The organism is Lacibacter sp. (assembly GCF_057361365.1).
Map to the genome: position 1 here is coordinate 252874 of NZ_JBMQSG010000005.1, position 13370 is coordinate 266243.

8 protein-coding genes are annotated in these 13370 nt (G+C 40.9%); 1 reads left to right on the top strand and 7 read right to left on the bottom strand.

Translation table 11 applies throughout. From position 1 onward, the window contains the following. Position 1: 1 nt before the first annotated feature. The 5 genes from ACO1QW_RS03055 to ACO1QW_RS03075 form a co-directional block, all read right to left on the bottom strand. Positions 2-1228, bottom strand: coding sequence for an MFS transporter (locus ACO1QW_RS03055; RefSeq protein WP_486255566.1), 1227 nt, complete (start codon positions 1226-1228; stop codon positions 2-4). Next, positions 1228-2364, bottom strand: a complete 1137-nt coding sequence (locus ACO1QW_RS03060) for a Kelch repeat-containing protein (protein ID WP_486255569.1) — start codon at positions 2362-2364, stop codon at positions 1228-1230. The genes ACO1QW_RS03055 and ACO1QW_RS03060 overlap by 1 nt, the downstream gene beginning before the upstream one ends. 6 nt (positions 2365-2370) lie before the next feature. Further along, the gene (locus ACO1QW_RS03065) at positions 2371-3312 is read right to left on the bottom strand and encodes a dihydrodipicolinate synthase family protein (protein WP_486255571.1); all 942 of its coding nucleotides are present in this window, start codon (positions 3310-3312) and stop codon (positions 2371-2373) included. Positions 3313-3416: 104 nt separating this feature from the next. After that, complete coding sequence (locus tag ACO1QW_RS03070; protein WP_486255573.1) at positions 3417-5009, bottom strand: RagB/SusD family nutrient uptake outer membrane protein; 1593 nt, start codon at positions 5007-5009, stop codon at positions 3417-3419. A gap of 21 nt (positions 5010-5030) precedes the next feature. Continuing rightward, the gene (locus tag ACO1QW_RS03075; protein WP_486255576.1) at positions 5031-8306 is read right to left on the bottom strand and encodes a SusC/RagA family TonB-linked outer membrane protein; all 3276 of its coding nucleotides are present in this window, start codon (positions 8304-8306) and stop codon (positions 5031-5033) included. Positions 8307-8478: 172 nt separating this feature from the next. Between ACO1QW_RS03075 and ACO1QW_RS03080 the strand changes: the two genes are divergently transcribed. Then, on the top strand, positions 8479-9186 hold the full coding sequence (locus tag ACO1QW_RS03080; RefSeq protein ID WP_486255578.1) for a FadR/GntR family transcriptional regulator: 708 nt from the start codon (positions 8479-8481) through the stop codon (positions 9184-9186). Between the two features lie 3 nt (positions 9187-9189). Here the strand turns inward: ACO1QW_RS03080 and ACO1QW_RS03085 are convergent, their stop codons facing one another. Both ACO1QW_RS03085 and ACO1QW_RS03090 read right to left on the bottom strand, forming a co-directional pair. Then, complete coding sequence (locus ACO1QW_RS03085) at positions 9190-10272, bottom strand: sulfatase-like hydrolase/transferase (protein ID WP_486255580.1); 1083 nt, start codon at positions 10270-10272, stop codon at positions 9190-9192. 130 nt (positions 10273-10402) lie between these two features. Next, a complete protein-coding gene (locus ACO1QW_RS03090) occupies positions 10403-13324 on the bottom strand; it encodes a GH92 family glycosyl hydrolase (RefSeq protein WP_486255581.1) in 2922 nt (973 codons plus the stop codon). Positions 13325-13370: the final 46 nt, after the last annotated feature.

A 13370-nucleotide genomic window follows, 5' to 3' on the forward strand; every position in this document is an offset into this window, starting at 1 on the left:
GTTATTCTTCTGTTACAGCTGTTGCTTTTGGTTTTAAAAACAACAACTGTATAATTAAAGCGAATGCAACAATACCGCTGAGCATTGCAAAATCTTTTCCCAGGTTTCCTGCATCGGTTGATTTACCCAACCAATCAGTAATGAATGCGCCTGCAAATACGCCCACCATATTCATCAAACCATATGCTGTTGCCCTGTACTTCGATGATACGAATTGACAAAGTATGGGCATATTGTTCGCATCGAACATCCCAAAACCAAATCCAAAACAAAATGCTGCACCAATAACACTGAACAATGAATGACCAAAGCCTATGAACAACAATGCAGGAATGGTTAACCCTAATCCGACAGCACTGGTGTATATACGGCCACGAATATTTTTTTGAACCCAACGATCAGACAAAATTCCTCCGATGATGACACCGATAAAAGAGGAAGCTGCAATGGTGATGGTTGAAAGCGGGCCTGCTTTTGACATATCGATTTGCAAACTTTCTGCAAACAAAGTAGGTAGCCAGTTCTTTACGCCCCAGCCGGGTAAACTTGGCACTGCGAAATATAATAAGATGATCCAGAAAGAAATATTGCTGAAGAGTAATGCAAGTCCTTTTGTAATGGAAGGTTTTTCAATTGCATTCTCTGTTTTGTTACGCACTTTCTTTTCATGCAGGAAGAGCATTAGCACAGCTGCATAACAAATACCGATCAATCCAAAGGTATGAAAAGCAGTTTTCCAGGAGAATGCTGATGCAATGGTTGCACCAAAGCCGCCCAATGCCTGGCCCATATACAAACCGGTCATGTGAATACCGATGGCAAGAGATCTTGTTTTATCGCTATGGTAATCGGCTATTAGTGAGAGGCCGGCGGGAATATACAAGGCTTCACTAACGCCCATGACTGCACGAAGCCAATAGAGTTGATTGAAATTTTCTGCATAACCCATTGCCAATGTAACAGCACTCCACACAAACAAGCTTACAACTATGAGCCATTTACGATTGATGCGATCAGCGATCATACCTGCAACAGGACTCATAAAACCGTAGATCCATAAAAAGATAGCCATGAGTCTGCCGAAGTTGGTGGCCGTTTGCAACTCTTCAATATCCAGCATCATCGATGGCTTCATGGTACTGAGCATTTGCCTGTCCATATAATTGAGCAAGGCTACTACCCAAAGCAAACCAACAACGATCCATGGATATGATTTCGAGTTCTTCATTATTTAGATGTTGGTTTTACACGTAAGATATATGGTGAACGTACACCTGCTTTTATTTCACCACTTGGTATAATAAAACAATCATTCCATTGCACGGCTGTGGTTGTTACAGGTGTTGCATAAGGAATGTTGCTGATGCTTTGCCATGTATTGTTTGCAATATCATATGCCAACACTTCGCTACTAAAGCCGGGATGACTTGCCTGTAGTTTTGCTTTTTCTTCCGTTAAACGTTGTTTCTCGTTTTCATTGCTGCTGCTGATGATGGCAGCAATCAATTCTTCTGTGCGATGGAAGGTTGCTCCCTTATCACCACCAAACAACAATAATTTATTTTGATAGACCGCACCCGTACCTGCACTTAATGCATAAGGTAACGGTTGTTTTTCTGTCCATTGATTAGTGAGGATATTGAATTCAAAAACGGAGCTGTAAAGATCGCTGATGCCGTTGCTGTTCTTCTTACGGCCACCTGCGAGGTAAATTTTATTATTGTGTGTAAGTAATACAGTATGCGAAAGCGGTTTTGGAAGCTGAGGCAATTTTTGCCATCCTGCTGAAAGATCAGCTATATCCAAAACCATGAATGCATTGCTTGCCTCAGTTGCAGTTTCACCACCCGCCAGGTAAATTTTATTTTGAAATGAAGTAACAGCAGCGTTGGTTAAAGCAATGGGAAGATCAGGCAATGAATTCACAATGACATCATTGTTTCTAATCCTAAGCAGGTATGCTTTCCTACTTAAACCATTTTCATTTTCACCACCTGCAACTACAATTCCTTTTTCTGTGGTGCAGCTTGCAGCATAAGCAATTAAAAAAGATAATTTAGTTTTCTGCTGCAATACAAAACCACTTCCCTTCTTTGCATACACATACACATCATCGTAATACATTTTCTTCCCGCCATTCCATGGCATTGTGTCAGGGAAGTTTGCACCACCTGCAACAATCAATTTATTCTTATACACACCTGCAACCATTCCGGCAAAGCCTAATGAACTTTGTTCGTTTTTGTCAACAGGCAGCTCAGCTGCAATCGTCCATTGCAGTTTCAGCTCCTGTTTTTTCTGTGCATATATCGTTGCAGTAAAAAACATGAGAGAGAAAAAAACCGGTATGTGTAAGCGACCCATTATGATCTATACATTCACTGCTGTTTGTAAGCGTGATGAAAAATTATTGAATCCTATTTGCTCAACGTCTTTCTTAAATAATTCAAATTCTGTTGCAGTCATATTTTTTACAGGTAAACGAAACTCGCCGCAATCGATACCCAGCAATTTCATATAGGCTTTACCTGTTGCAATGCCACCATACTTTCCTAACAATGTAATCATATCAATCGACTTTTGCTGTAGTGCATTTGCCGTTTTCAAATCGCCACTATTAAATGCATCGATCAGATCGTAATACAAAGGTGCTGCATAATTAAAAGTGCTTCCTACCGATGCTTTTGTACCCAATGCCAATGCAGGCAACATATTCTCATCTCTGCCCCACAGCATATCATACTTGCCATCTTTAAAATTCATACAGGAAAGAAAATCCATAAAATCTTCATGCGTGTACTTAATGCCTGCGAAGTTGGGGATCAGTTCATCCACAGCTTTTAGTAATTCAAGCATTGGGAAACCCACACCTGTCAACACCGGAATATGATAATAATAAAACGGCATATCAGGAACAACGGCTGCGATCTCTTTACAACAGTTTGCAAGTATTTCAACCGATGCCGGTTTAAAATAAAAAGGTGCTGTAAACGAAATTGCATCCAAACCAATTTCTTGTGCATGCAATGCCAGTTCTTTACAATCGGTTAAGCAAGTACCGCCCAGCAAAGGCATTACAATAAAATCCGCATCGTCTTTTGTTACGGCAGCCCATGCTTCTGCCACGGCTTTCTTTTCAATTAATGATAAAGAAACACCTTCGCCTGTTGATCCGCATATGAACGCACCTTTCACGCCGTTTGCTTTCAACATTTGATAATATGCGGGAATGATTGAAACATTAATCGAACCATTTTTCTGCATGGGAGTAAATGGTGCGGCAATCAATCCTTCTAAATATTTTCTATTCATATACCCGGTTGAGTTATAAAATTTACAAAAGATTTTAAAACCGGGAGCAGGAATACTCCCGGATAAACTAACTGCTGATTATTACTAACTAAACGATTGTTGAATTACGTGCCTGGGTAACCTGGATTTTGTTCAAGTGTTGGATCCTGGTTGAGTGTTGTTCTATCGATGGGCCATAACAATTTATACTCCTGTGTTGCTTTTGTAAGCACACCCACCAATGGCAGATCCGTTCTGAATGCAAGCGGATCACCTGTTGCATCCTGCATTCGGCGCAGATCGTACCAACGTTTTCCTTCAGCCACAAATTCTTTTCCTCTTTCTTCAAAGATGGCAATTTCATTTGCTTCGAAACTTGCATTTGCATACACAGGGTACGGATTAGTTCCGTAAGCACGCTGACGAACTGCATTGATCTCAGTTGAAGGATCTTGTCCTTGCTTGTTCTTAATTTCTGCAAGGATCAACAATGCTTCTGCCCAACGATATACCGGCACATCATCTGCAAAACTCCTGTTGGTGCCATCCATTGTTCCTAAGAATTTACGCAGGTTTACAAATTTGTTGGTTGCAGTTGATGTTGGTGTACGATAGAAATCAAAGAAGGTTGCTCTTGCACGCAGATCGGTTGCGGTATCATATTTCGCAAACAGATCATATTTGTATTCGTAACGGATGATCGTACCACCACCTGCAACTTTCAATGGATCGGCAGCTGATGCACCAGCCTGGTCAGAAGTTAAAGGCGCACCACCTACAGTAACAAAGCTGCTCATCGGATCTGTTTGCGCATAAATGAACTGTCCGTAGTTGTTTGTTGCTTCACCTACCTGGAAACGTAATGCGAAGATCACTTCGTTGTTGCCCTTGTTTGAATATTTAAACACATCTGCAAAACTGTTGATCTTAGACGTACGTGCAATTACATCTTCCACAGCTGAACGTGCAGTTGCAAGATCAGCTGTTGTAGTTGTTGGAGCAGCACCATCGATCTTTACTTTTGCACTCCACAAATACACTTCTGCTTTCAACATTTGTGTTGCCAGCAAACTCCACATTGCTTTACTAAACTTTGTTGTATAGTTTGCATTAAAGTTCGTTACAGATTTCTCTACATCTGCTTTAATAAAATCCAATGTTTCTTTTTCTGTTTTTGTTCGGGCAAGATATGCCTGCTCTGCAGAAGTTGGAGTATTGGTCAACACTTTTGGTTCTGTTGCCACCGGCACACGACCATAGGTACGATACAAATGAAAATAATAATATGCACGAAGACCATATGCTTGCCCGAGATAATATTTTTTATCAGCTTCAGGTAAAAATTCTGCTTTCTCTACATTGTAGATAAACAGGTTTACCTGGAAGATAGGACCATACAAACCAGCCCAACTTGAAATACCTGGTGCAGATTCACGCAGATCCTGGCGAATAATTGCTGCAGAGTTGAGTGATGATGTACCAGTTGCACCTGTTGCATCTTTAAATACACCTCCACGCAATTCAGCTAAATTGAAAAACGTAAACTGAAAACTTCTTAACTGGTTATGCAAACCAACCATTGCACCATCAACCTGTGCAGCTGTTTTCCAGAAGTTTCCACTGGCGTAATAATCTTCCGGCGCCAGATCTAATTTTTTGCAGGCATTCATCGAAACGATAGTTGCAAGCAAGAACAAACCATTTAAAATCTTTTTCATCTTTATAACTATTGAAATGAATTAAAAAGTTACCTGTGCACCAAATATGATAATGCGTGGTAGCGGATAACCACCAGCACCTGCTGCTGAGTTAGCAATGCTTCCCGATTCAGGAGAATACAATGTTGCTTTGCTTAAGTATGCCACATTCTGCATTGTAAGCGATAGATTGACCCCCTGGCTTTTGATAGCCCCTGCCCAACGTTGTGGCAATGCATAGTTGATGTTGATCTCACGCAATGCGAGGTAGTCGCCTTTCTTATAGAACATGCTTGATTCACGCAGCACATTATTTTTAAACAACTGATCGGCCCAATAGTAAGTTGGGTATTTAGCATTCACATTTGTTGGTGTCCATGTATCATATACATCTTTAATGGTGTTGAATGTACCTTGTGCGTTACCCATGAACCATGCACGTGGACCATCATATGCAACAAAGCCCAACGCATAATCGAAACGTGCACTTACTGATAATCCTTTCCAACGTGCAGAAGCTGAGAAGCCGCCGGTAAAACGAGGAACGGTGCGACCCATATAAACACGATCACGAAAATCAATTGTATCGTTGTTGTCGATGTCTTTCCATCTAACATCACCCAACGCTACAGGAAAATAATTGGCACGTTGTGCTGTTGTAAGCGCTGCATACTTTCCTGTACCTAACAGAACTTTTGCACCATTCAGATCAACACGGTTTGCATGTGCGTCAAGGTCGGCTTGTGAGCGATACAATCCATCAGCCACATAAGCATATGCAACGTTCGGATCTTGTCCTTCCTGTGTGCCACCAACCCACACCATTCTTTTTTGTGAAGGATCCCATATCTGGAAACCACCCTGCCTGTTATTTTCTAAACCGTTGTTTGGAAGTTTCAATACTTTGTTTGCATTGTAAGCAAAGTTTGCAGCCACATCAACCTGCCAATCTTTTTTACGAATGATGGAATAATTTGCATCCACTTCCACACCCTGGTTTTGCATGCTACCGTTATTAGTTGTTAAACTGGTAATACCGGATGTTGCAGGCAAATTGAAGCTCGAAATTTTATTTGATGTGATACGCTTGTAATAAGCAACAGTGAAATCGAGCTTGCCAAGAATATTTCCTTCAACACCCGTTTCAAAAGTTGATGAACGTTCCCACAAAAGATCAGGGAATGGAGGTGTTGAGAAAAGATAACCGGTTGACGTGTTGTAACGGTTCACACTGTAACCACCCTGTAAACCATAAGCACTGATGCCACTCACGTTACCATTCTGTCCATAGCTTGCACGTAGCTTTAATGCATTGATCCATTTTACATCAAAGAAATTTTCTTTGTGCAAATTCCAACCAACTGACACGCCGGGGAAAGTGCCCCAACGATTATCAAGCAGCTTTGAGTAAGCATCAGCACGTACTGTTGCAGTTAAAAGATATTTTGATTTGTATTGATAAGTACTTGTTCCAAAGAACCCGAGAATTCGTTCTCTTGAATGATAAGAATCTGTTGAAGGTTGCACTGTTGCATCACGACGAACGTATTGCAGATCTAGAAAATCATCTGAAGGAGCTTGTGAACCTGATGCAGAAACACCATACGAATAAATATCGTAGTATTCAGAACCGGCAACAACATCGAGGTCATGGTCACCAAAGCTACCGTTGTAATTTAATACTGCATTATAAGTTTGACTGATGCTACGGCCAAACGATGCAGATGAAGAACGTGTACGATTAATATTACCAGGGCTTTGCAGGTAATCCCTGTTAAAACTTTCGTTGAAACCTTCATCATAAAATAGGTTGGCACTTGTTTTCAGCCAAAGATTTTTCAAGAGATCAATCCTGAATCCTTGTGAAAGTGTAAACTTATCACTGTTGTTATTACGAATGAATTTCGCATCATTCACCAATGGATTACCATCGCCTACATCACGACCAACAAGCAATTCACCTTTCTCGTTCCAGCCACGCATAGTTGGAGGCGCACCCAATGAACGTGAAAGATAGTTACCTTCTGAATTGGTAACAGGATCACGCCATTTTGCATTTGCAAAGTTTAAACCTGAAAACGAAGTCAACCACGGACGAATTTTGTATTCGCTGTTCAACACAAATGTGAAACGACGATAGAATGTATTAATCGGCAAACCTTTTTCATCGTACATACCAAAGCCTGCGTAATATTTTCCTTTGTCATTACCGCCACTCATCGATACGTTATGATCCTGCGTTAAACTATAATCACGCAAAGCGTAATCTTTATAATTAAAGTTGCGGAAGATGAGTGTATCGGTTCCGTTAACAGGATCGATCATTGTTTCCCAACCATCGTTGAGTTTATGGCGATTGGTATTATTGAGCTTCATTGTACTCCAAACACCAAGTGAGTTTACGTTTCCATCAATAACATTACCGCTTCCGTCAAGATAACTGTTACCAGTACCAAACGGGCCAGCAGCAGTTAATTGAGATAAACGTGAAGCATCATAAACACCTGACGTCTTCACTGCATTTCTTGAATAGTAGAGATAATCTCTCGCATTCAAAAATTCAAACGGCAAATTCAAACGGTTAACACCCACTTTTGAACCTACTGTAATTTTTGATGTACCTGCTTTACCTTTTTTGGTAGTGATGAGAATTACACCATTGTTCGCACGTGCACCATAGATAGCAGTTGCAGCAGCATCTTTTAATACTTCCATTGATTCAATGTCTTCCTGGTTTACTTCAAAGAAACCAGCACGGATGAGTCCATCAACCAAAATCAATGGCGAACCTGTGCCATTGTAATTAGTACCACCACGCAACACAATGCTGGGCACTGCACCCGGACGACCGGATGTTTGCTGCACACGCAAACCCGGAATAGTTCCGGCCAATGCAGAAGCAGGATTTGATCGTACACCTGTTTGCAGCACCTTTGGGTCAAGCTTGCTTACAGATCCTGTGATCTTTGATCTTTTTTGTGTGCTATAACCCACTACCACCACTTCATCCATCTTTGAAGCAGATGGTGAAAGAGCAATTGTGAGGTCACCAGCAGTTTCAACTTTTACTTCCTGTGCAATAAAACTTACAGAAGAAAAGACAAGCACATCGCCAATAGCGGCATCAATACTAAAACGACCATCGGCTCCTGTTTTGGTTCCGGTTCCTTTTCCTTTTACGGTAACCGAAACATCGGGTACAGCGGCATTATCATCCTTTGATAACACTAACCCTGAAATTTTTACAGTTTGAGCTGATGCCTCAATTGAAAGGAGAGAGCCTATCAGCATTAACCCTAGCAGCAATAATGATCTCATACAGCAAGATTTGTTTATTTTTGTATTATGTATGACATAATAAAGTTAACAGCATTTAACTGAATCCAACAAAAAAATCTTTTCTGTATTTTTAAGTGATTAGTAATCAAAGGAAATTCTGGAAACGATGAACTGATTTTGTCTAATTTTACAACATTAAGTACTACATAATATGTCGAAAACACTTCTGAACGGCCATTTGAAAACCATTGAAACCAGCAGCCTGGTGGATAAAGTGGAAGCCAACCTGGTGGAACTTTTACAGCAACAAAAGCTAAAAGTTGGCGATAGCATTCCCAAAGAAATTGAGCTGGCAGAGGCGCTTGGTGTGAGTCGTACGGTTATCCGTGAAGCCTTACTTCGTTTGCGGATGATGGGATTAATCGAGTCGAAGAAAAAGAAAGGTGCAGTTATTACAAGTCCCGATATATTCGGAAACCTTAGTAAGAGTATGAACCCACACATACTCGACCCAGGCACATTAAAGGAAGTGTTCGAAATTCGTTTGGTGCTGGAAATTGGTATGGCAGATTTTCTTTTTCACCGTATAACAAAAGACGATATAAAAGAATTAAAACAAATTGTTGCCAACGAACCGCCAGCTGCACAAGATCATTTATTTAATGTTGAACATGAAATTGCCTTTCACGGGAAGTTGTACGAGATAACAGGTAACGAGACAATGAAAAAATTCCAGAAGATGTTATTACCTGTGTTTGATTATGTACATAACAGTGGTTTGCTGAAAAAACAAACAGCATTGAAAACGTTCGTGTCGCACAAAGAGTTGGTGGAAATATTAGAACACGGAACACCTGAACAATTCCGGAATGGCATGCGTAACCACCTGGAGAATCATTTCGCACGCATTTTCGAATAGAAATTATTTCTGCACTTCATTTATTGCATCAGCAACCGGATGCTTTGCTTTGTAGGTTATTCCCAGAAGTTTTGCAATCGTTTGTGCGAACTGTTGTTGATAAAATTGCTGATTGACCTTCACTTCACCTTTAGCCGCTACACCCGGAGCCATCACAGCAAACCAAATTTCAGAAGCATCTTTAATGGAACTACCGTGGCTTGTCCATTCTGCTTTTATTGCATCGCCACGGCCATGATCAGTAGTAATAAAAATAGCAGTCTTATTACGATAGTCGGGATTGCTTTGCACAAACTCCCATAGTTGTTTGATCCATGCATCTACCTGGTGAGCAGCATCAAGATAAGAACGGTATTGACCTGCATGCGCCCACTCATCTGTTTCGCCATAAGCAATGTATAACACCTTTGGCTTTGCAGCTTTTAATGTTGACAATGCAGCATAATGCGTAAACACATCCAAACATTCATCTTCATGCCATGGTTTGTAAGAATCGACAAGCATGCGGTTCACTTGCTTTTGCTCTGTTGTAAGATTCTTCCCAACAATGGTATCAAAAGCCGAAGCCACAGGAATGCCACTACGCTCTTCATTTAAAATACGATCAAATGCTTCCCATGCACCAAACGCCGCTACTTTATTTTTATACTTTGGTTGCTGATGTAGGAACTCGAGTAATGTTACATGAGGATTCGGTTTATAATCATTGGAGTTGATCGCTGTATCTGCATAGCCTGTCATGATTTCACTATAACCGGGATAACTAAACCAATAAGGATTGGCATTGTTTACATAGTTGTTATACTTGCGATTGCCGTACAATTGTCCCTTTGTTGAAATAGTACTCCATACAAATGGCATCAGTTTGGCACGACGCTCTTCTGCTGGTGCAGCCCAGTAATGTTTATAGATATAATCGCTGTCGCCACGATGAAACTTTTTATTGTTGGCAATAGCTGAATCCATTCCACTGTAAACCTCCTGCCAACGTAAGCCGTCGGTTGTAACAATAATGATGTTCTCCACTTTTTGTGCCTGTGCAGAAGCAATTACCAATAGCAAAAAAATACCGAACGCAATACGCATAACTTCTTTTTATTATTCTGATAAATGTAAATAAAACGGTTTGCTTAGCAATAGCTGAAACAGTGCAAACGGTTGAACGGATGTTCAAACAAAATTATATACCACTCGATATGATAGTTGTGGTTTGAATTTATTTCACAATTACTTCATCAATGAAAATGTGCGTAGGCGATCCTGCACTTTCATGCCATGGAGGTAACTGTCCGCCTGTTTTTGCACGCACACGAATGTAACGTGCGGTTGCAGTTACATTGGTGCCCAGCTGTTGTACTTCCGGCCCTTTTGAATCTGTTGAAATTTTATTGACAACCGTTGTTAAAGGTTTATAGGTTTTACCATCGTTGCTGATCTCAAATACCACTTCTTTCGGGTAAACGATCCACGGACTTACTTCCTGCAACACATTGATGCCAACATATTTTACGGGTCTTACTTTTTGCAGATCGATGATCGCCACAAAATCTTTTGCATAATAGCTTTGCCAGTCGCCTGTTTTCCAGTTGGCATCACCAACAATTCCATCGATCAATGCATCTTTACCTCCTGCAGTGTACATGGGATGCACTTCACTCAGCACAGTAACACTTCTGTCGCCGGGCACTTTGTAAAACTTCTGTGCAATTCGTCCGCTCTGTTTGCCATTCTTGCTTGCAAACAATTCTACATTTGCAGTTTCAGTAATCGCAAACGGCTTTTCGTAACGGATAAACTTAGGCTTTGCTTCTCCATTTACAATTGCATAATATATCTCAACTTTCGGATCAAGATGTTTCAGTGTAACCGACACACTATTCTTGAATTTATTCGTATTCATCTGAAAGAACGGAACAGCAACAAACTGTTCATCATTTACTTTCGATGAAGGAATATCTGCTTTGTTGCTGCCACGTGTTTTGTTGGCCGTTGCACTCATTTCAAAAATCAATTCACCACCATTCTCCACATCTGTATTCCTGATAAACGTAGCTGCATGTGCTTTACCGTTCAACAGTACATTGTTTACATAGAAGTTTTTCGCTGTTCTGTTCTTTGCAGTGATGGAAAACGTTTTGCCATTCTCTAAATGAATTTTCACTTCATCAAACAACGGCGTACCCAATACATACACACCACTGCCGGGTGTTGGTTGATAAATACCCATTGCACTCAAAACAAACCAAGCACTCATTTGCCCGCAATCTTCGTTACCAATCAAACCATCGGGATTGTTGGGATAAAACTCTGTACAGATTTTATGAATGAGTTCCTGCGTGCGCCAGGGCTTGCCTGCATAGTTGAACAAATAAGCCATGTGGTGACTTGGTTCGTTGCCATGTGCATATTGGCCAATGAGTCCCGTCACATCTTGCTGGTCTCTGCCACTCATAGCTTGCTTTGTTGTAAATAATTCTTCCAGCTTGCGTAAGAAATTTTCTTTGCCGCCGTATAATTTGATCAAGCCATCAATATCCTGTTGTGCAGAAAACGAATAATGCCATGAGTTCCCTTCCGTAAAAAAGTTATTGACTTCCGTTGCATTGAATGGCGAAAACCAAAAGCTCTGCACTTTACCACGAATATGATACGTTGCAGGATCGAAGAGATTCCGATAGTTCAATGCACGTGCTGCATACTTTTTAGCGACGTCTTCACTACCGATCCATTTGGCAAATTCAGCAATGCACCAATCATCATAGGCATACTCCACTGTCTTCGATGCACTTTCATGATCGTAATCATTGCTTACAAAACCTTGTCTACCGTATTGCGTTAACCCATAACGGCTGCTTTCTGCATAGCTCGTCATTGCTTCCAATGCCAGCTTCGTATCAAACCCTTTGATTCCTTTTTGATACGCATCTACAATAACGGGTACAGAATGATAACCGATCATACAAAAGGTTTCATTACCACTCAGCTCCCACACAGGCAACATGCCGCCTTGTTTGTATTGTGCTAAAAATGTATTGATCCAGTCGGCTGTTCTTTTTTGATTAATGATCGACATCAACGGATGCAAGGCTCGATGTGTATCCCATAACGAAAACACGGAGTAATTAGTAAATCCATCAGCTTTGTGCACGTTCAAGTCTGTACCACGGTATTCGCCGTTGACATCAGTATAAATATTCGGTGCAAGTGAAGCATGATAAAGCGCTGTATAAAAAGCCACCTGTTGATCCTTGCTACCACCTTTCACTTCAATCTTACCCAGCTCTTTATTCCACTCATCTTCTGCCTGTTGCCTTACCGTTGCAAAATTCCAATGTGGAATTTCAGTGTCGAGATTAAGCTTTGCGTTTTCCATGCTTACGCCTGAAATACCAACTTTCACCTGCACAGCTTTATCGCTGCTTACATCAAAGCTGAAATAGGCTTTGATGTTTTTACCGCTGGCAGAACGGATGTTGTTTTGCAACACATCGTTCAACGCAATGCCAAACTCTTTGATCGGTTTTTCAAATTTCATGTGGAAGTAAAGTATCTGATTAGTTGCCCAGCTTTTGCTGCGGCGCATACCTCTTACTTCATATTCGTTGACTATGTCAAAAGATGATTCCAGTACTTCATCCCTGTGTTTTAGATCGAGTAACACTTTACCTTCTGTTGCAGCTGCATCAAATGTATACTGATGCATACCTGAACGAAAAGATGTAGTGAGTGCCGCATTGATGTTGTGTTTCTTCAACAACACTTCGTAATAACCTGCATGTGCCTTTTCGCTTTTGTGTGAGAAGGTTGATGCGTACTCACTGTTCTTCCATTTCACTTCACCTGTAAACGGCATCAGCAACACATCGCAGTAATCGGCAATACCGGTGCCGCTTAAATGTGTGTGCGAAAATCCATACATAATACTGTCGCTGTAATGATAACCACCACAGCCATCCCATCCTTCCAATCTTGTATCCGGACTTAATTGCATCATACCAAACGGCATGCTTGCACCGGGATACGTGTGCCCATGCCCACCTGTACCAATAAACGGATTAACAAGCTTTGCATAATTTGTTTGAGAAAAACCATAAAGACTTGCTACTAATAAACTAAAGAGAATAATTTTCCTTTTCATAAAACAATTTTAAACTCAACTCAACCGCCGTCAGGGTTTTCAACCG

Bases quoted from the DNA above. Each gene is read 5' to 3' on its own strand.
- ACO1QW_RS03055 (WP_486255566.1), bottom strand. From the start codon at position 1,228: ATGAAGAACTCGAAATCATATCCATGGATCGTTGTTGGTTTGCTTTGG.
- ACO1QW_RS03080 (WP_486255578.1), top strand. From the start codon at position 8,479: ATGTCGAAAACACTTCTGAACGGCCATTTGAAAACCATTGAAACCAGC.
- ACO1QW_RS03085 (WP_486255580.1), bottom strand. From the start codon at position 10,272: ATGCGTATTGCGTTCGGTATTTTTTTGCTATTGGTAATTGCTTCTGCA.
- ACO1QW_RS03065 (WP_486255571.1), bottom strand. From the start codon at position 3,312: ATGAATAGAAAATATTTAGAAGGATTGATTGCCGCACCATTTACTCCC.
- ACO1QW_RS03060 (WP_486255569.1), bottom strand. From the start codon at position 2,364: ATGGGTCGCTTACACATACCGGTTTTTTTCTCTCTCATGTTTTTTACT.
- ACO1QW_RS03075 (WP_486255576.1), bottom strand. From the start codon at position 8,306: ATGAGATCATTATTGCTGCTAGGGTTAATGCTGATAGGCTCTCTCCTT.
- ACO1QW_RS03070 (WP_486255573.1), bottom strand. From the start codon at position 5,009: ATGAAAAAGATTTTAAATGGTTTGTTCTTGCTTGCAACTATCGTTTCG.
- ACO1QW_RS03090 (WP_486255581.1), bottom strand. From the start codon at position 13,324: ATGAAAAGGAAAATTATTCTCTTTAGTTTATTAGTAGCAAGTCTTTAT.